The sequence below is a fragment of the Weissella viridescens genome, assembly GCF_003862435.1.
GTDB classification, from domain to species: Bacteria; Bacillota; Bacilli; order Lactobacillales; family Lactobacillaceae; genus Weissella; species Weissella viridescens_A.
In genome coordinates this window covers 44,948-65,198 of sequence record NZ_RHGY01000001.1, presented here as the reverse complement: position 1 = coordinate 65,198, position 20,251 = coordinate 44,948, and the positions used below count along the sequence as shown (strand labels likewise).

Below are 20,251 nucleotides of genomic sequence, written 5' to 3'. Positions count from 1 at the left end.
CTAAAAGTTTATGTTTATAAGTTTAACGCATTTTATAATTATATGTCAATATCCTCATCTAAATCTCATTTATCCTTGAATAACACCAACTGGAAAGACACGTCTAAACGTCTTACGCACAATCGGTCCAGCAATCAACAATTGTAGCGGCAAAGCAATCAGAACATTCTTGCCAATATTCTGCATCCATTGCCCTAAAAAGTCGTGCCAAACGCCAGTATGGAGCGCACCAACGACCGCACCATACCCCGACATACAAATGACCATAGGAATCACCATACAAATTGAAATAGTTATGCCAATAGCTGCTTGTGATTGATTTGGCTTGATGATGTACTTAAAAGCAATAGTTTTAGCATTTTTTGACACAACAAACACATCTAGTGCCATTGCAACAATGTAAGCAAATGGAAAACCTAACCATGCTTGGCTTAACATAGCGACTGATAAATGACCTTGTATTAAGTAGGCATTGTATAAACTCATACCTAAGACCATGACAAAACACATCATGATTGTAAAAATGAGACTTTCATGTTTATTATTTGGCATTTTTCCCTCCGAAAATAATTAATTTAACCAACTTCACTAAGTTAGCAAATTTAAATTTTTTTCGTAAGTTAAATTTTCATTAATAAATGTCAGTCAGCTGCACTCGTAAAAATTATCCTGTATATGAAATGATTGCAAAAAAAACAAACAAAATCCCCATCACACCAAACATCACGCGATTTCCTTGATTTGACTTACTTTTATTGGCATAGTTCAGCAAAATCAAACCAATAACCAAATAAATGAGTACCCACACCTTTTGCATATTTTCATTTCTCTCTTCTTAATTAATATAGACGATTATAATCTTTTTTACTTGATTTTGAAACGCTTCACATTTATCATCCCTAAACGCATCACCGACGCTGATTCGACCATTGACATCGCTATTCAGTAAGTTATATTAGTAGATGTCCCAGTTCGGATGCGGAAGATCGAGCCGCAAAGTTTACAAATATAAATACCTGAAAGGACTTTATTATGGTACAACCAAAATCTGCCTTTTGGCAGAACGTTGTGGATGCTGCCCAACAGCATCCCCAGGTTGATGGCTTGGAAAAGTTACCCTTTTTCACTTTAGCACCCATGGAAGCTGTGACAGATACAGTTTTCCGTCGTGTTGTCGCTAAAGCCGCTGCACCTGATGCTTTTTATACAGAATTCACCAATGCCCGTAGTATTTCGCATCCCAAGGCGAAATTCACGGTGCAAGGTCGTTTGTCTTTCGACCCTAGTGAGCAAATTCCAGTTGCTCAACTTTGGGGCGATCGCCCAATTGACTTTGAACTTGGTGTTGCCGATGTTAAAAATCGTGGCTTTGAAGCTGTCGACATTAACATGGGTTGCCCTGATTCAACGGTCATTAAAAACGGAGCTGGTTCTGGTTTAATTAAAGAACCCGACAAAGCCGCTGAACTCATTGCAGCTGCTAAAACTGGCGGACTGCCAATTTCAGTTAAGACACGACTTGGTTTTAACAAACTTGATACCTTCCGGGAATGGATTCCGTTCTTGCTCCGCCAGGACATTCAAGTGTTAACAATCCACCTCCGTACGCGTAAAGAGATGTCAAAGGTACCTGCCCATTTTGAATTAATTGATGAGATTTTACAAATGCGTGATGAAATTGCACCAGATACCTTAATTCAAATTAATGGTGACATCAAAGATCGTGAACAAGGTCTTGAAATTGCGAAAGAACATCCCGGTCTTGATGGAATTATGATTGGTCGTGGTATTTTTGAAAGTCCATTTGCCTTTGAAGATACTCCAACAGAACACACCCTTGATGATTCATTGGATCTTTTGCGTTACCAATTAGATTTGCATGACGAATTTGAAGCTGAATTTGGTCCAACCAACTTTCAAAAGCTCAAGCGCTTCTTCAAAATCTACGTGCGCGGTTTCTCATATGCTTCCGATTTACGGGTAGCCCTTATGGAAACGAAGAACACGGATGAAGTTCGTACCATTCTTGATGAATTCGATCAACAATGGGCAGCTAAACAAGCTGAATTAGCTGAACAACATCAAAACGACTAGCAAAAAGAGCAACGATACCTTTTCGTATCGTTGCTCTTTTTTATTTAACAAGGGTTTTCTTCTTTTCAGCTGGTTTCTCCAAAAACGTCATAAACCACGCGATTAGAATTTGCGCCACTACTAAGACCATGGCAACTAGATTTAGATAAATGAGTAATACTAACAATGAACCAAGTGACTGGTAAAAACTTACATTCTTCAAAGCATACTTACTGTAAATCCCAAATCCTGAATTAAGCAGTAATAGTAGGACTATTTCGATAAATGAACCCAAAATGACCGGCTTCCACTGCATTTTTTCTGCTGGAATCAAATAATTGAAGAGGGAAAACAGAATCATTAATGCCACAAAAGCATACAGCCAACTTTGATTTGAAATTTGTTTAATCAAGGTTAAGCCTGGGATAGAAGGTAAAGTATTTACAATTGCTGGCAATACAGAATTGGCAATCAAAACCGCAACGGCAGCGCTTAGTAGCACGACCATCCAGACAAAACTGACAATCCGTGTTAGCATACCATTTTCAACGACATCTGACCCGTAAATCTCATTAAAGGCTTTACGAATCGTCGATAGAATACTGCTAGCACCCCAAATAGCGACCACAATTGAAATAGACAGCGTACCAAAACCACCCCGAAAAACTGAATCAACAATTGGAATGATAATATTAGCGACCCCGTCTGGCATCTGTAATTTTAACGTTGCATCAATCTGATTTTTATCCACACCCAGCAGACTGACGACTGATCCAACGGTCATAATCAATGGAACTAAGGCAACAATCGTATAGTAAGCAATCGTTGGTCCGACCATGGTCGCATTACCACGCTTCCAAAACGTTAGCAATTGTGGCACATGCCATTGTTCGGCCGTATTTGTGAGTTTGTTAACCCATTCTTTCATTCGGTACTCCTGTGTTTCACATGAAACATTTTATTTTTTATTCTTTTGTTTAAAGTGATCACTAACATAGTGATAAAAGCTAATAATCAGGCAAAGAAAATCAAAGCCTGGTAAGAAAATGAGATAAATCAATGTTGTTCCTGGCCCCATTGGACCTAGCACAGCTGTAAAAAAGAAGTACAGAAGCGCATCTGTAATTAGTGAATAAAACAACTGTGCTGGTGTCGCCCTAAAAAAACTGCCTCGAACTGAGTTATACATGTTGCTCCTTTAGCCATTTCTGCAAGAAATTGGCTTTAACTTGCGTCAACGATGGACCCATGTAATCGTCTGGTCCATGTACGCCGTCTTCCACAATGTAATACGGCGTCTTATCTTTACCAATTGCTTGACGCGCTGCTTCCATCATATTCACTGTTTGTTGATAAGGGACCACTGGATCAGCTCGGCCAACCATCGCTAAAATTGGTGGCATCTTCGCTGAGAAATAAGTTGCGGGATTCGCCTTTTTAACGAGCTCAGGTACATCTTTTGGTGCTTGCTTGCCAAATAATTGTCCTTGGAATGATTCAGCCGTACCTGTCTCAGGATATTTTGAAGTAACGCCTGACTCAGCAAATTGTTCTACGAATTTATCAAAGTCATATGGCCCATACATCGCAATCACAGCCTGCACATCTTCGGAAACGTTTGGATTTTCACCAAAATTCGGATCCTCCATTGCGCCCACAGCATGGGTTGCGGCGGTCGTTACAGCTAATTGAGCGCCAGAAGATTCGCCCATTAAGGCAATTGCGTCGGGATCCAGTTGATAAGTTGCCGCGTGAGCGCGGACATAACGGATCACCGCTTTTACTTCATAAATTTGAGTTGGGAAAGGCGCATCATCTAACAGTGAATAATCCATGCTAACGACTGCGTATCCAGTATTACGTAGCAAACGTAGTGCTGGTTCTAACTTATGTGAGCTCTTATCACCGAAACAAAGTCCGCCACCGAAAATATCGATAATCACCGGATATTGGTCGCGCTCCTCGTTTGGTAAATAGATATCAAGTTTGTGGCGTGCCCCATCCATATAAGGTACATCCAACCATTTGTGTTTAATATCGGAAACATCAGCGTATGTCCGTTGATAATCACGATCAATAAATCGTTCCGCCATCATTGCCCCTCACTTTCCATTTATCTGTCACTAGCCATTTTACCACTTCCGTTTCAGCTTTAGATAAAAAAAGACTAACGCTTGGCGTTAGTCTTTAAATTTTACGCTTTTGGTTCTTTTTGATCTTTTTTAATTCGTAGACTCAATAGAATCATTACCGCGAACCAACCTAAGGCAAGAATGGCTGTTAGTTGTGTATCTGCGGTCGTCAACAAGATGATGTAGATACCAACCAAGAACGCAATGGTTGCATAATCAGTATATGGTGCGCCTGGCATCGTAAACTTGTGTTCAAACTTGTTGTAATCTGAACTCTTACGGTAAGCCAAGTGTGCCAAAACAAGTACGGCATAAATCACAACGAACGCAGCAGAGGCGATTGACGTAATAATTTCAAAGGCACCTTCTGGTGAGAGGTAATTGATAACCGCTGCAAAACCAATCAAAAGAGCTGAAATGGTAATGGCGTTAAATGGCAACTTGTGATGGTTCAACGTGTGGAAACGTGACTTTTCAGGCGTTAATGAGTATAACATCCGTCCCGTTGTAAACAATGAACTGTTCAAAGATGATGCGGCAGCTGTCAAAACCACGAAATTAATAATTCCGGCGGCAGCTGTTATTCCGATTCCTGAGAACACTTGCACGAAAGGTGATTGATTTGCTGAGTAATGTGTCCAAGGTTGGATACTCATAATGGCAATCAAGGCTCCAACATAGAAAATCAAGATTCGCACAATAATTGAGTTAATGGCTTTTGGAATAACTTTTTCAGGGTCCTTTGCTTCAGCAGCTGTAATTCCAACGAATTCAATTCCAAGGAAGGCAAAGAAAACCATTTGGAAGGCTGCTAGAAGTTGGTGTCCGTGATGAGCCACAAAGCCATACTTCCAAAGGTTAGACAAACTTGCCACCCCAGCAGACGTACGGGTATGCGTCAAAACCATGATCACTCCGGCAGCAATCATTGCCAAAATGGCGATGATCTTAATCATTGAGAACCAGAATTCAGTTTCTCCAAACGCCCCAACGGCAATGATGTTCACCAGATAAAGGACAATCAAGAAGACAACGGCCCAAATCCAGACTGGAATCGAGGGGAACCAATACTTCATGTACGTTCCAATCGCTGTCAATTCGGCCATGGCGATCGTAATCCACCCTAGCCAGTACGTCCATCCAATCACGAAACCAGTTCGCAATCCAAGATACTTCTCAATAAAGCCAACGAAGGTTGGTTCATTGGTGTCGGTAAGCAAAAGCTCTCCCAACGCACGCATCATCCAGAACATAAACACTCCGGTAATGATGTAAATCAATAAGATAGATGGTCCGGCGGCACTAATTGATTTTCCTGCTCCCAGGAATAATCCAGTTCCAATCGTTCCACCTAAGGCAATCATTTCAACATGACGTCCAGATAACCCACGCTCAAACTCTTGCGGGCCACTTTCGTTTTGCGTTGACATAAATTGTGCCTCACTTTCGGTATTCAATTTTTTTGGTTCGTGCACATTGCACGCCAGTTAGTTATTTATTATAAATTACTCACCATGATTTGCAATATGTTTCGTTCGATAATTGATGAGTTTGATACTTTTTTAACAAACTCTGGCTAAAAAAAAGAGTAGCGAAAGCTACTCTTTTCCAAATTATTTATTTGTTTGTGGCGTATTATTTGCATCAGTTGATTCTGTTGATGTGTTACGCAACTGCCATAATTGCCAGGCGTAAACCACAATTGTTCGAACGATTGCATAAGCTGGGACAGCCAAAATCATTCCCGGAATTCCGGCAATATTTCCAGCAGCTAGCAAAATCACAATAATCGTTAATGGATGAATGTTCAATGTATTTCCAATAATACGTGGGTAAATTAAATTACTATCGATTTGTTGCACAACTAGCACAACAATTGTAACCAAGGCCGCTTGCTTCAACCCACCTTGCATTAGAGCAACAATCACGGCTGGAATGTAACCAATATATGGTCCCACGTAAGGAATCATATTTGTTAATCCAGCGACAACCCCAAGCAACAACGCATATTCTTGACCAATCATGAAATAACCAATCGTGGTGAAGACACCAACGAAAATCATTTCAATTGCTTGACCAGTAATATAGTTTGAAATGGTGTTATCAAGACGGTGCAAGATATCCGCAACCTTTTCCTTGTTCTTTGGCACAAACAACTTTTGTAAGAACGGTACCAACTTATCACCGTCCAACAACATGTAAATGGTCATAACTGGCACCGTAATGGCAGTTACGACAACACCAGTCAAGGTACCAACAAAGGCCCCTAATCCGTTCGCTGTTCCAACGACAAAGCCTTCAGCATACTTTTGAACATGCTTTTGGATCTTGCTTAAATCAAGTTCCTTACTTACGCGTTGTACAAATTCATTGTTGCTAAGACTCTTGAGCCATTCTTGCATCCCTGAAATGCTCTTAGGAGCACTTGCCACAACCTTGGTTAATTGTTCCACTAAATTAGGAACAAACGTAAAGATTGCTAAGACAATCAAGGCTAAGAATAAAATCATTACAATGGCGACACTCAAACCACGGCTGATGTGACGATTACCAATTTTAATCTTACTAACAAATTTTACCACTGGATTCATTAAGTAATACAAAAATCCAGAAACAATTAATGGGACAAAGACAGCACCAATAAACTGACCGATTGGCTTCAACACAAAACTTAATTGTGAAAGAACCCAAATCAAGACAACCACTGCGAGTGCTTCTAATGTCCAATATAGCAATTTAGATTGCTTTAGCCGTTCCATAACCTACTCCCTTAATCTATTATTCTCCAAAAAAAAATGCCTTGCGCCAGTATTAGCACTCAGACACTTTATTTTACTATATAAACAAGGCGATAATCAAACCAATCGCCAAAGTCACCGAAATGACAACCACATTTTTAATGGCCATGATAAAATTCTTTTTCTGCGGATCAGCTTGGAACGCCTTCACATTTTTGAAGACGATTGGCGCTGAGAGCAAAGCAAGTAAGCTTGGCCAAGGTAAGATGCGCAAGATAATTGCAACAATCAACACCACATATCCAGCAACATAGATACCCCCAAATAGCTTTAACGCAGCTGGTTTACCTAAGACAGCTACTAAAGTATGGCGTCCTTCCGCCATATCTTCTTCGTAATCCCCGATATTATTCGCCAACATAATGTCAGCAATCGCAAACCAAGCAATGGCCGAAGCTACCATGGCGTGCCAAATCAAAGTCCAGGTCATTAATGGCGCTACATTCACATAAACCGCAGCCAAGAAAATCAAATAGCCCATCGTTAGTCCCGAAGCAAGCTCACCAAATGGTGTACGTGATAAAGGCAGTGGTGTTCCCGCATACCAGTACGCAACAAACACACCAATTAACCCCATTATAAGTAATGGCCAACCCGTTTGTGTTACTAACCATAATCCGAGTACACCTGCAAACCCAACTAAGATAAGCAATACGAGCCAAACTTGACGAAGTGTATATCCGGCTGATCCAACAATGTTGTTAACCCCATTTTTCCAAGTATCACTACTTGCAACCCGGTAGTCCTGTAAATTATTCCAAACATTAACCGCCATTTGCAAAGCAAACGCAATTAACGCAAATACCAATGCATTGACCCAATTAAAAGTATCATAGGCATTCAATGTATATAGGTATCCCAACATCAAGGGCAAGGCACTTGCCACAAGTGATTGGATTTCCACAAGCTTCAATAAATTTTTCACGTTTGCACATCCTCTTTCCAAATCAATTTCGTTACAAATTATGCACTACTTACCCGCTCGATGACAAGCCTTGTCGTGTCAGTTGCCCTTTTTTTAAACAAAAGAAAAGCCAACCTCAACTGAAGTCGACTTTTTATATACCTATCTATATGAATTATTTTTTACTACCTGATAAATCTTTGCCAAAGTATTCCTTTGAAAGTTTCGTCAAAGTACCATCCTTCTTCAACTCATTTTGAGCCTTGGTAATCTTCTTAGCTAACTTCTTATCTTTCTTGCTCAACATTGGTGCTGCACCAGATGAATCAAGATCGTCGGTTGGAATAGCCTTCAAATTGGTCTTGGGGTGTTGCTTCTTGTAGACACTCCATGCATCATCCGCATTCAGAGTTGCATCTGCTTTACCAGAGCTAACCAAATCTAACGCTTCGGCAAAACCAGGTGCACTAACAATTTGGGCTTTCGCCTTTTGGGCAGCTTTTCCGTAATTTGATGATGTCGTTTGGGCCGCCTTCTTACCCTTCAAGTCCTTAACTGTCTTAATGTCAGAACCCTTCTTCACAATGATAACTGCCTGTGAATTCAAATAAGTCCCACCAAATGCATAATGTTGCTTACGCTCTTTGGTTGGCGCCATGTCATTATAAACAACGTCATATTTATTTGAGTCTAAACCGGCAACAAGGGAATCAAACTTGGTTTGAACAAAGACAGGCTTTAAATCAAGCTTCTTTGCGACAGCCTTAGCTACCTCAACATCGTACCCGACCAACTTGCCATGTTTATCCTTATAAGAAAATGGCGCATACGTCCCCTCAAGTCCAACGGTTAACTCACCCTTATGCTTAAGCTCCGACTTATATGAATCAGCGGATACATTTGAAGTTGCCAATCCTAGACCAACTAGCCCAGTTGCTGCAATTGCCATTGATGCTTTCAATACTTTATTCATGATTTAATACCTTTTCCTTTTTCTGAATTACGTCGTTAATTTAATACGAAATATATAATTAGAATGGAAAATCAACATCGGTCCCTTAAAATTGTCATGATTTTTTCTCGCTTCAAATTTAGATTATGCCCAAATCATAACCACCTTTTTTTAAACTGTCAAACCCTCAATTTTGACTATTTTGTTTTTCTTACGCTAAAAGCCCACTCATACCAGTGTCTAAACTCACTAATAAAAAGTTAATAATTTCATACCGTGGCAATTCATCCTGGTTTACACTTGCTTTTCGTTAGTAATTTAAATATAATTAAGACAACTTATTTTTAAATTTTTGAGGAGATCCAAAACCATGATGCATACAAACATTAACAATCAAGCTGCTTGCATCTGCCTAACGCGCGTCTTGCGTTAGGTCGTTTTGGTGAACAATTCGATATAACGTAACAAGCGCGCTAAGACCGACTACCGGATTCTTAGGCGCTTTTTCTTTTGCTCATGTACCGTCGAAAGGACTTATTCATGTTTGAATTCATTAAAACTTATGCACCACAGCTAATCGTAGCTGGAATTAAGTACACAATTCCCCTTGCCTTAATCTCATTTGTGATTGCATTGGTCATCGCCGCCTTTGTCGGTGTGCTTCGTTCATACAAACCACAAGTAACAGGTGTAAAGCGCGGTCTCTGGTTCACGCTCGACCAACTCCTCGCTTTCTATGTTTGGGCATTCCGTTCAACGCCTATGTTGGTACAACTCTTCGTTGTTTTCTATGGCCTACCTAAACTTGGCATTGCTTGGCTCCAACCATCAGCATGGACCGCTGCCATTGCCGTTTTGTCATTGAATTCAGGTGCTTACGCGAGTGAAGCCATTCGCGCCGCCATCTCTTCAATCCCAGACACACAACGTGAAGCTGCCGAAGCACTCGGAATGACGGATAGTCAAACGTTCGCGCGTATCATCTTGCCCCAAGCTGCACGTATTTCAATTCCAACGCTTGCCAACTCATTCATTTCATTAATCAAAGATACTTCATTAGCCTCAACCGTGACGATTGTTGAAATGTTCTACCTTTCACAGCAATTGGCTGCTGCAACGTTTGAGCCATTGCAAATGTACTTGCTCGTAGCTGCCATCTACGCCATCTTTGTTACTATCCTTTCGATTCCACAACGTTACATCCAACGTTGGGCTGATCGTTTCGTCAAATAAGCGAGGTTCATGATGTTAAAACTAGAAAATGTTAATAAGACCTATACAGAACACCAAGCATTAGATGATATTAATGTGACCTTTAACCCTGGCGAAACCACCGTTATCGTCGGCCCATCAGGTTCTGGGAAATCAACTTTGTTGCGCTCCCTAAATCTTTTGGAACATCCTGAAGTTGGTGAATATACCATTGATGACCGTAAAATCGATTTCAGCCAACCGATTACGAAGGAGACATTGTTGTGGATTCGTCGCAAAACCGGTATGGTTTTCCAACAACCCCGTATGTTTGACCATTTAACGGTTATGGGGAATATGGTTGAAGCGCCGGTGCATGTGCTCAAACAAAGTAAGGCGGATGCCAAAGCCAATGCGCATGACTTACTCAAACAAGTTGGGCTTGATGAGATGGCTGACCGTTACCCTTACCAACTTTCTGGTGGACAAACGCAACGAATCGCCATTGCTCGTGCCTTGGCCATGCATCCCGATTATCTCCTATTAGATGAACCAACGTCTGCGCTTGACCCTGAAATCGAAGCACAAGTGCTCCGCATCTTAAAGCGTTTGGCTGAGCAACAGGCCTCAATGATTATTGTGACCCACAACATGGAATTCGCCAAAAATGCCGCCGATCGGATGCTCTTTCTTGAAGATGGTGCAATTAAATTCGATGGTACGCCTGATGAATTCTTTAATCACCCTACTGAACGAATTAATCGTTTCCTTAATGCTTATAAAATTTAATGCAACCAAATTGAAAAAAACTGTTAATTTGCTGTTCGCCGGCCTTGGCTAAACACAAATTAACAGTTTTTTTGTTACAACATTAAAGCAACCCCAACTAAAACGTCTATGCGTTATCGGCCTGCCAAGGTTCCCCTTTGGCAATATGTCCAACGTGCTCAAGGGTTTCATTAATAATATCCAAAACGTGCGGATCATCAAGCCGATAGTAGATCGACTTTCCAGAGCGCTCTGTCCGAATCAAATGTCCTTCACGTAAAAGAGCAAGTTGATGTGAGATTGCTGATTGCTCCATCCCCAAGAGACTGACAATTTCACTCACATTCAATGAACGCTGTTCTAATATGTAGAGAATTTGTAAACGCGTTGGATTACTCAGCAATTTAAAAATATCATGGGCTGCATCTAAATCAGCGGCACGAATTAAATTAACATCTTCTGGCATCACATTTCTCCTTTTGAAATCAATAAATCTATCTTAACACACTAACAAAAGATTAGCACAATCAGTGTTGCAAAGCGATTTAACACATGATAAACTTTACACATGAACAAATATTCATATATAAAACTATCATTATAAAAGAGGTCCCCCTATGGAAAATACAAAAAGTACAAAGCCTCAATCATCATTTCATTTAACTGCTGAGCAAAAAAAGAAAGCCCTTCTACTAGGTGCCAGTGTTGTCCTTGGGATTATTGCTTACATCTTACCAAGTGGCTATTTACAAATTGCCCTATTCTTAGTGGCTTACCTATTAGCCGGCGGAAGCGTACTTTGGCATGCTGTCCAAAGCTGTTTGCATGGTGATTTCTTTGATGAAAACACCTTAATGAGTATCGCCACAATTGGTGCGCTTATTTTGGGACAATATCCTGAAGCAATTGCGGTAATGTTGTTCTTTGAAATTGGAGAATTGATTGAAGCGACTGCTGTTGATCGTTCAAAGCGTTCAATTAGTGAACTTGTTGCGATTAAACCTGAATATGCCAACGTCAAAGATGGTGATACGTTCAAGCAAGTTGCTCCTGAAGAAGTTAAAGTCGGTGACACGCTACTCATCAAGCCCGGTGAAAAGATTCCGGTTGATAGTGTCGTTACCGATGGTCAATCAAGTTTGAACACAGCTGCGCTGACTGGTGAATCATTGCCCCGTAGTGTTGCAGTTGGTGATGACGTTCTCAGTGGTTCAATTAATATCGATGGAACCCTAACAGTTGAGGTGACCAATGCGTACACTGATTCAACTGTTGCCAAGATCCTAGACTTGGTTGAAAACTCAGATACACACAAAGCTGAAACAGAAAAGTTTATCACGAAGTTTGCGCGCATCTATACCCCAATCATTGTCTTGGTTGCCGTCTTACTTGCGATTATCCCACCCCTCTTCTTTAGTCAAGACTGGAGCACTTGGGTCCAACGTGCCTTAGTCTTCCTAGTTATCTCATGTCCTTGTGCGCTTGTGCTTTCAGTACCATTGGCCTTCTTTGCGGGGCTTGGTGCAACATCAAAGAACGGTGTCCTCATTAAAGGAAGTAATTACTTAGAAGCCCTAAACGATGTTAAAACGGTTGTCTTTGATAAGACGGGTACTTTGACTAAGGGAAGCTTCTCAGTGACCAAATTAATTCCAGCTGATGGCGTTAATAAGGCTGACCTACTTGGTTATACTGCTGCCGTTGAACAAAACTCAACGCATCCAATCGCACGTTCAATTGTTAATAGCTGCACTGGCGATTTAAGTCAATACCACATTTCTGACAGCACTGAAACATCAGGTCGTGGTATTCAAGCCACCGTTAACGGACATCACGTTAGTGTTGGTAATGAAAAAGCGATGGCTGATTTAAATATTGATAACGTCGAACTTGATCCAACTGGAACCACAATTCTTGTTGCGGTTGATGGTAAATTCTGGGGTAGCATTATCGTTGCTGATGAACCGAAGGCAGATGCCAAAAAGGCGATTAGCCAACTTCATGATCTTGGGTTAGAGACTGTTATGCTTACGGGTGATAATCACGCCGTTGGAACAACCGTTGCCAATGAATTAGGCATTGATAAAGCTGTTACAAACCTCTTACCTGCAGACAAGGTAACGCAAATTACTGATATTCAATATAACAACGGTAAGCCACAAAAGGTTGCTTTCGTTGGAGATGGTATCAATGATGCGCCAGTACTTGTCCAAGCTGATGTCGGTATGGCTATGGGTGCTCTTGGTTCTGATGCTGCTGTTGAAGCTGCAGATATGATTATCATGGACGATAAGCCTAGCCGAATTTCGACGACCATTAATATTGCCAAGTACACACGTAAGATTGTGCTTCAAAACATTATCTTCGCCCTTACAATCAAAACCATCTTCTTGTTCCTAGGTGCTTTCGGCCTAGCCAACATGTGGGAAGCTGTTTTCGCCGATGTCGGAGTCACTGTCTTAGCCGTTTTGAATTCAATGCGGATTCTCCGCCAAAAATAAAAAGTTTCACGTGAAACTTTAAACCTAAAAAAACCACTTATGCATCTGCATAAGTGGTTTTTATTTTGACTATTTTTCCCAACTTGCTTTTTCAAATGATTCTTTATCACCGTGCAAGTGATATTGGGTTTGTTGGTTCACTTCTTCAATAGCCGCGCGAATATTTTGCGTATCCGTGTATGCTTGTGCCACCGCTTGTAAGAAATGCACCAATTCATTTGACCAAACTAACTTGGCATCAAAACCATACTGCAACCAAAAACTATCCGTGCTCTCATCATCCCATGCACTAGCCCCATGATATGGACGATCATCAACTAGAATACCACCCGTCCCATGCACTAGCCCTTTATCATGGGCCATCACAACACGCTTATAGAATGGATTTGTTTCATCCATCCCAAAATACTTTTGCAACCAAATGAGTTTATCTTGCCACGCACTCGGATTATTCCAAGGGGCCGTTGATAAGATATACATCTCATAGTCTTCAGATAAAACTTTAACCGCTTCAACTGCACCATCAACTGGTGGTAGGTTTTTAAAAATCCCTGGGATTTGATCCGGCTTAGCCACCATTTCTGTCTTCATATTTTGTGCATTTAACACTGGTAATGTGTCTACAAGAACATTATCCATATCCAAGAATAGTTTTGGTTTAGTCATTGTTTTCCTCACTTCTTTGGTCAGCATTACGTTTAAATGTGTCTTCAATCTCAAATTACCGTAAAAAGTTCCGTGCTTTTGCATCCATTTTATCACAAAAACCGGCATCAGTTATTCTGACACCGGTTTTACTTATGTTTCAGTTTGCGTATCAGCTAAAATTGGATTAATTTCCAACCAAGTCGATTCAAATAAGGTTTTAAGTAATGGATCTTTCCACATATTGACGAAATATGGATGATAAAACATGGCGAACGTCTGCATAATCGTTGCCCCACGTTGATGACGGAACGTATCCCACGCCATAATATTCTCAACGACTTCAGAAAAAGCCACCAATCGCGGATTTAACAATTCATGATTACGTTCTAGAACTTCTTTATATAGTTTGGTGAGCTCAGGCTCTTCAAAAAAATATTCCTGACGGCGTGACGATAGGAGCCACATCCAATCATGGAGGGCGCGATCACGTTCAGCCGGTTTCGCACGTTCGTTTGCCGCAAACAATGGTTCATCAATCATATTTAACCAATCAATCAATGTTCCCTCAAACAAATCTTCTTTATTTTTAAAATGTTTGTACAGCGCAGCGGATGAAATATCTAACTTACGTGCAACATCTGCTAAGCGCGCTTTTTCGTACCCTTTCTCATCTAACACTTCACGTGCCGCCTGAAAAATCTGTACCTGATTAACCTTGGACATATACCAAAAACACCCCGTTTTCATACAATTAAATATTAACGAAAATATATAACTATGCTCCCAAACAATATAATAGCATAAAAAAAGATGAAACAACACTCATGGTTGTCTCAACTTCTTTTGTTTCGATTAATTCAAAAAGTCTTCTTCAAGGTAGGCTGGATTTGGATACGTGTAGAATCCCTTGCCAGATTCTTGTCCAATGAGACCTTGGTCAATACGCTCTTTGATCTTCTTAGCCGCAAGTTGACTCTTTTCATCAGGACGGCCATTGTTAATTTCATACATCGTATTCAAACCAACTAAGTCCATGATGGCAAATGGACCCATTGGTGCCCCCGTAGCAATCATCCAAGTCTTATCAACCGTTTCTGGATCTGCAACATCCTTAACAAATAGATCTGTTGCGGCATCCAAAAAAGGCACAAGCAATGAATTCAAAACATAACCTGGTTGTTCCTTCTTAACCATGATTGGCACCATCTTGATTTCACGTGAGAATTCTTCCAGTGTCTCAGGCAATGCTGGATCGGTTTCAGGACCTGACATCACTTCGGCTGTGTTCTTCTTCCAAATTTCATTAGCAAAGTGGTAACCTAAGAACTTATCTGGGCGACCAGTCTTATCAGCAAATTGTGAAGGCATCATCGTTGATGAATTTGTCACAATCACTGTGTCAGGATCAGCCAACTTCGCAAACTTCTCGTAGAAGTCATCCTTCGTTGCTTCGTTTTCTGGTAGGGCTTCAATGACCAAATCAGCACCAGCTAAAGCATCTTTCAATGAAGTTGTATAAGTTAGGTGTTCACGGGTCGCTTCAATTTCAGCATCTGATGCTTGGTAATAGTCCTTCACTTCTTCTTCCCAACGTGCAACACGTGTCTTGGCGCGATCAAGTGAACCTTCTGAACGACCCCAAATCTTCGTATCCTTACCCGCAAAAGCAGTCATAAATGCAATTTGAGAACCAAGGGTTCCTCCACCAACTACAGTAACGTTTTGATATGTCATTTCCCAATCCTCCAATATTTTAGTGTTATGATTAATTTAAAGCGTTAGTATGAATAAATTCATTCCTCTTTTGATATTGTGAAAACATTATCAATTCCATTTACTATGTTAACGCCGTATTTTAAAAACTTCAACACCTTTAGTGAAACAATTCACATCAATTATAAAAAAGTGGGGTTCCGTTATGCAACGCAATGAAATGGAAGCAATCATCAAGAACAATCCGACTGTCTTTATCGTTGGAGCTGGTCTTTCAACAGCTTCAGGGATTCAAGATTTCGCTAGTCTACAAAAGAAATTCGATACAACTGCTCTGCTCAGTCATGAGGCTTATTATCAACATTTTTGGGAACAACATGACTTCATGGCTAAATATTTAATGAATCAGAACGCCCAACCAAATTTAGGACATGCGTGGATTGCAGATTTAAGCCATCAGATAGGTGTACGAGTCATCAGTCAAAATATTGATAATCTTTTGGAACAAGCCCACATTGAAGAAGATCATCTTTTAAAAATTCATGGCTCAATTGATCGATTTATTGATCGTGCTGGAAACCCCGTCGCCATGACAGAAACTGAATATCAACATCTCCCACATACTCCGGATAATCCGATGATTCGGCCTGATATTGTCTTCTATGGCGAAAACGTTAAAGGTATGGACCAAGCATTAACTTGGATGCAATCCGCCAAAAATGTCATCGTCGTGGGCACGCGGCTAAACGTTTCACCCGTGAACCAACTTACTTTGTGGGCCAAACAATTGGAACACATCTTTGTTATTAATCAAGAACCTGTGCATCCCCTCCAAAATAATGTACCTGTCACGCAAATTACAACTGACATCACAGAGTGGTTGCGTCAATAAGACAGTAAAAACCGCAGACGTTTATGTACAACGTCTGCGGTTTTTGTTTCACATGGAACATTAACGTCGGGTGAATTTAACAATTCCTTCCCAACGTGCTGTTTGTGGGAACATATCAATTGATTGAATGTAATCCACATCATAAACTTCAGTCAAATCTTCCAGGTCTCGTGCCAATGTTGAGGCGTTACATGAGATGTAGACCAACTTTTCTGGTTCAGTATCCAAAATGGTGTCACGCAAAGCTTCACCAAGTCCAGTACGTGGTGGATCAACGACCATAGCATCTGCAACCCAACCTTGATCTGCCCATTCGGGAATCAAAACTTCAGCTTCTCCAACGAAATAGTCAGCATTTTCAATTTCGTTCGCTTCAGCATTTTCATTGGCATCATACACGGCATCAGCGACTGTATCCATGCCGCGTACTTCACCAGCTTGGTCCGCTAATGATAGTCCAATTGTTCCAACACCTGAATACGCGTCGACCAACTTATCAGCATGCGTCAAATCAAGCGCCTTAATGGCTTCTTGGTAAAGGCGTTCTGTTTGCTTTGGGTTCAATTGCAAAAAGGCACGTGGTGAAAGCATAAATTGCTTACCATTGATGGTCTCCGTAATATAATCGGCACCCCACAAATGCTTTGTCTCTTCACCCCAAACCAATGATGTCTTACCCTTATTGATATTTTGGTCAATAGAAACCACTTCAGGTAATTCTGCATTAATGCGTTCAATGATTTGACGTGCTTTTGGTAGCTTTTGTGAATTTGTAACGAGCGTTAATTGCACATCCCCCGTTGATTCAGAAACTCGTGCAATCAAAGTCTTCACGATTCCAGAATTTTGCTTTTCATCATAGATGGGCACTTCTAACTCTTCTAAGATATCACGAACTGTCCGCACAACTTTCAAGGTTGCAGGATGTTGCGTTGAAATCTCAGGAAGATCAACTAATTCGTGTGAATTAGGCTTATACATCCCTACAGCAAGGTGATCACCTTGTTGGCGAATTGGGAACTGCGCCTTATTTCGGTATCCCGTTGGATCGTCCATACCGATTGTTGGACGCAAATCATAATCCTCATAACCGCGTGGGCGGTATTTTTCCAAGGCTTGGCGAATCACATCTTGCTTAAATTCTAGTTGTTTTTCATAACGTAAGTGACCTAACTCAGTCCCGCCCACTTCCTGGTTATCTAGCGGTTCGATCCGATCAGGTGACTTTTGTTTAAACTTGCGAATCTTAGCTTCAATAAACTTAGGATTCACCGCGGTTACGACAACATCAACCACTTCACCAGGCAAAGCATTGGGGATAAATGTAATCTTACGCTTATAATATCCGATACCTTCCCCATTGATACCGAGACGCTTAATGGTAATGAGGAGTTTGTCACCCACCTCCACTTGCACGTCTTGGTTTTGCTTTTGGTTTGACTTAGCATTTCGTTGATTTTGACTGTATGTTTTCTTTTTATACTCTGGCATTCGTTCTACAAAAAATTCACTTTCTTACATATTTGTTAAGTCCTATTCTAACATAGGTTTTCCCTTTAAAATGTCGAACAAAAAAGTTATGATAAATTGTAAGCAAATTATCGATTAAAAATGAAGGGATTTCACCATGCGGATGATTAAACGACTATTTAAATTACTACTCTTACTTTTCGTTTTAGCAATCGTTGCCGGCGGAATCTATGTTTGGATTACGATTGATGATGCACCCACGATTACAACCGCTCAACTAAAAGAAAAAGCCAACCCCGAGGGTGAACAAATCTATATTAAATCAGCTGACATTCCACAACGTTACCGACAAGCCGTGGTATCAACTGAAGATGCGACCTTTGAAACCAATAATGGGATTAATTCTGATGGGGTTAAAGCATTAATTGAAAGTAATATTAAGGCCGCCTTTGGTCAGGGAGTTGGCCGTGGTGGCTCATCAATTACCCAACAGCTGGTTAAATTGACCGCCTTTAAAAATGACGCAGAGCCAACACCAAAACGTAAGATTCAAGAACTCTATCTGGCTTATCACCTCAACCAAGTTTATCCAAAGAATCAAATTTTTGAATTCTACGTGAATAAAATTTATGAAGGTTATAATCGCTATGGCGCTGAAACAATTTCACAGTTCTACTACCAAAAGCCACTGAAAGCCCTTAGCTTAGATCAACAAGCAACCATAGCGGGATTGGGACAAAGCCCCGCTATTTACAACTTGTATACGAATCCAAGCACCGTTAAGGAACGGCGGAACATTGTGTTACTTTCAATGTTCAATAATGGCGAGATTTCCGAGAGTCAGTACACCCAAGCAACTAAAACTGATATTCAACACGGTCTTGTAAAGCCAAATTAAAGCCAAATAAAAAGCAGCGACGTTCAAACTAGAACATCGCTGCTTTTTTAATTTAATCTAATTCGACACCGCGTGTTTCGTGTCCCAAAGTTAGGATGGCAATTACCGCAATCACAATCGCAATACTGAAGACACTGAAGATGCCTACGAAAGACATGTTGTGACTCAAGAAGATTCCGATTGCTAGCGGTCCAAGAATACCACCTAAACGACCGAATCCTTCGGCCGCCCCATTCGCTGTTGCACGAACTGATGCTGGATAAAGTTCTGGTGTGTAAGCGTAAAGAACACCCCATGCTCCCAAGTTAAAGAATGAAAGTAACATTCCAGAGATCAAAACCATTGGAAGTGTTGTTGCAAACCCAAATGCGAAAGCACTAATGGCAGTTCCAGTTAAGAACAACGCCAAAACAGACTTACGCCCCCACTTTTCAACTAACCAAGCTGCGGTAAAGTACCCTGGTAATTGTGCCAAGGTCATGATAACAACATAACCGAAACTATTCACCATGCTGAAGCCCTTACCAATCAAGACGTTAGGTAGCCAAAGGAAGATACCGTAGTATGAGAACATAATCATGAACCATACAATCCACAACATGATGGTTTGCTTACGATATTCACCTTGGAAGAGCATCTTAAAGCGTTGTGCAATACTAATGCTATCCGCATGCGTTGTTTCTTTAACGCTATCTTCATCATCAGGCAGATGACGTCGCAAAACTAACACATAAAAGGCTGTTAATGATGCAATAATCAACGTAATGCGCCATCCATACTTAGGGATTACGAAGTACGCTAGCAAACTGGCTACTAACCACCCCACAGCCCAAAAACTTTCAAGCAACACAATCACACGTCCGCGAATATTATTCGGTACGCGTTCGGCTACCAAAGTTGATGCAACTGGTAATTCTCCACCAAGTCCTAATCCAACGAAGAAACGTAAGATCATGAACATGATATAGCCGGTCGCAAACGCCGACAACCCTGTCGCAATGGAAAAAGTCAGCAATGTCACCATTAACATTAGCTTACGTCCCTTAGTGTCAGCTAAGGCACCAAAGACAACTGCCCCAATCGCCAACCCGATTGAATTGACTGAACCAATCCAACCCACTTGAACTTGAGATAATCCCCAATCTTTTTGAACTGCCACTAAAATAAATGACAACAGTCCGACGTCCATTGCATCAAATAACCAGGCACATCCGGTTACTGACAGCAATTTCCCAATTCTTTTATTCATTACCCTACTCCTAAATTAGCTCCCATTTTTAGGTGTCAAGACACCCTAACAACAGGAAAAAT

Annotated in this window: 20 protein-coding genes; 6 read left to right on the top strand and 14 right to left on the bottom strand. The window is 40.9% G+C overall.

Going from position 1 to position 20,251, the window contains the following annotated elements:
* Positions 1–69 precede the first annotated feature (69 nt).
* Positions 70–552 (bottom strand): DUF2798 domain-containing protein, encoded by a 483-nt coding sequence (locus tag D3P96_RS00290; protein WP_124942444.1) that lies wholly within the window; start codon positions 550–552, stop codon positions 70–72.
* A gap of 112 nt (positions 553–664) precedes the next feature.
* Entirely contained in the window at positions 665–817 is a 153-nt protein-coding gene (locus D3P96_RS08285) for a hypothetical protein (RefSeq protein ID WP_185696033.1), read from the bottom strand.
* 215 nt (positions 818–1,032) lie between these two features.
* On the opposite strand from D3P96_RS08285, the gene D3P96_RS00285 reads away from it, so the two are divergent.
* On the top strand, positions 1,033–2,094 hold the full coding sequence (locus D3P96_RS00285; RefSeq protein ID WP_124942443.1) for a tRNA dihydrouridine synthase: 1,062 nt from the start codon (positions 1,033–1,035) through the stop codon (positions 2,092–2,094).
* A 40-nt stretch (positions 2,095–2,134) separates the two neighbouring features.
* On the opposite strand, the gene D3P96_RS00280 is transcribed toward D3P96_RS00285, so the two are convergent.
* The 6 genes from D3P96_RS00280 to D3P96_RS00255 form a co-directional block, all read right to left on the bottom strand.
* Positions 2,135–3,001, bottom strand: coding sequence for a YihY/virulence factor BrkB family protein (locus tag D3P96_RS00280; RefSeq protein WP_124942442.1), 867 nt, complete (start codon positions 2,999–3,001; stop codon positions 2,135–2,137).
* A gap of 253 nt (positions 3,002–3,254) precedes the next feature.
* Positions 3,255–4,166: an alpha/beta hydrolase gene (locus tag D3P96_RS00275; RefSeq protein WP_124942441.1), complete on the bottom strand. Its 912-nt coding sequence runs from the start codon at positions 4,164–4,166 to the stop codon at positions 3,255–3,257.
* A gap of 101 nt (positions 4,167–4,267) precedes the next feature.
* Entirely contained in the window at positions 4,268–5,635 is a 1,368-nt protein-coding gene (locus D3P96_RS00270) for an amino acid permease (protein WP_124942440.1), read from the bottom strand.
* A gap of 183 nt (positions 5,636–5,818) precedes the next feature.
* Positions 5,819–6,964: an AI-2E family transporter gene (locus tag D3P96_RS00265; RefSeq protein WP_124942439.1), complete on the bottom strand. Its 1,146-nt coding sequence runs from the start codon at positions 6,962–6,964 to the stop codon at positions 5,819–5,821.
* 76 nt (positions 6,965–7,040) lie between these two features.
* Complete coding sequence (locus D3P96_RS00260; protein ID WP_244919040.1) at positions 7,041–7,928, bottom strand: UbiA family prenyltransferase; 888 nt, start codon at positions 7,926–7,928, stop codon at positions 7,041–7,043.
* Positions 7,929–8,082: 154 nt separating this feature from the next.
* Positions 8,083–8,880: a transporter substrate-binding domain-containing protein gene (locus D3P96_RS00255; RefSeq protein ID WP_124942438.1), complete on the bottom strand. Its 798-nt coding sequence runs from the start codon at positions 8,878–8,880 to the stop codon at positions 8,083–8,085.
* 519 nt (positions 8,881–9,399) lie between these two features.
* Here D3P96_RS00255 and D3P96_RS00250 point away from each other — a divergent pair.
* Positions 9,400–10,092, top strand: a complete 693-nt coding sequence (locus tag D3P96_RS00250; RefSeq protein ID WP_124942437.1) for an amino acid ABC transporter permease — start codon at positions 9,400–9,402, stop codon at positions 10,090–10,092.
* A gap of 12 nt (positions 10,093–10,104) precedes the next feature.
* A complete protein-coding gene (locus D3P96_RS00245) occupies positions 10,105–10,839 on the top strand; it encodes an amino acid ABC transporter ATP-binding protein (protein ID WP_124942436.1) in 735 nt (244 codons plus the stop codon).
* A gap of 106 nt (positions 10,840–10,945) precedes the next feature.
* On the opposite strand, the gene D3P96_RS00240 is transcribed toward D3P96_RS00245, so the two are convergent.
* On the bottom strand, positions 10,946–11,284 hold the full coding sequence (locus D3P96_RS00240) for an ArsR/SmtB family transcription factor (protein WP_124942435.1): 339 nt from the start codon (positions 11,282–11,284) through the stop codon (positions 10,946–10,948).
* Between the two features lie 151 nt (positions 11,285–11,435).
* Here D3P96_RS00240 and D3P96_RS00235 point away from each other — a divergent pair, with 151 nt between their 5' ends.
* Entirely contained in the window at positions 11,436–13,319 is a 1,884-nt protein-coding gene (locus D3P96_RS00235; protein ID WP_124942434.1) for a heavy metal translocating P-type ATPase, read from the top strand.
* 69 nt (positions 13,320–13,388) lie between these two features.
* Here D3P96_RS00235 and D3P96_RS00230 read toward each other — a convergent pair whose 3' ends face one another.
* The 3 genes from D3P96_RS00230 to D3P96_RS00220 form a co-directional block, all read right to left on the bottom strand.
* Entirely contained in the window at positions 13,389–13,985 is a 597-nt protein-coding gene (locus D3P96_RS00230; protein ID WP_124942433.1) for a 5' nucleotidase, NT5C type, read from the bottom strand.
* A gap of 132 nt (positions 13,986–14,117) precedes the next feature.
* Entirely contained in the window at positions 14,118–14,690 is a 573-nt protein-coding gene (locus D3P96_RS00225; protein WP_124942432.1) for a TetR/AcrR family transcriptional regulator, read from the bottom strand.
* Positions 14,691–14,819: 129 nt separating this feature from the next.
* A complete protein-coding gene (locus tag D3P96_RS00220; RefSeq protein WP_124942431.1) occupies positions 14,820–15,701 on the bottom strand; it encodes a 3-hydroxyacyl-CoA dehydrogenase in 882 nt (293 codons plus the stop codon).
* A gap of 184 nt (positions 15,702–15,885) precedes the next feature.
* Here D3P96_RS00220 and D3P96_RS00215 point away from each other — a divergent pair, with 184 nt between their 5' ends.
* Positions 15,886–16,572 carry a Sir2 family NAD-dependent protein deacetylase gene (locus D3P96_RS00215; protein ID WP_124942430.1) on the top strand — a complete coding sequence of 229 codons (687 nt, stop codon included), beginning with the start codon at positions 15,886–15,888 and terminating at the stop codon, positions 16,570–16,572.
* Between the two features lie 60 nt (positions 16,573–16,632).
* Here D3P96_RS00215 and rlmD read toward each other — a convergent pair whose 3' ends face one another.
* The gene (gene rlmD, locus D3P96_RS00210; RefSeq protein WP_124942429.1) at positions 16,633–18,063 is read right to left on the bottom strand and encodes a 23S rRNA (uracil(1939)-C(5))-methyltransferase RlmD; all 1,431 of its coding nucleotides are present in this window, start codon (positions 18,061–18,063) and stop codon (positions 16,633–16,635) included.
* A gap of 136 nt (positions 18,064–18,199) precedes the next feature.
* Here rlmD and D3P96_RS00205 point away from each other — a divergent pair, with 136 nt between their 5' ends.
* Entirely contained in the window at positions 18,200–18,940 is a 741-nt protein-coding gene (locus D3P96_RS00205; RefSeq protein ID WP_124942428.1) for a biosynthetic peptidoglycan transglycosylase, read from the top strand.
* Positions 18,941–18,992: 52 nt separating this feature from the next.
* Here D3P96_RS00205 and D3P96_RS00200 read toward each other — a convergent pair whose 3' ends face one another.
* Complete coding sequence (locus D3P96_RS00200) at positions 18,993–20,189, bottom strand: MFS transporter (RefSeq protein WP_124942427.1); 1,197 nt, start codon at positions 20,187–20,189, stop codon at positions 18,993–18,995.
* Positions 20,190–20,251 lie beyond the last annotated feature (62 nt).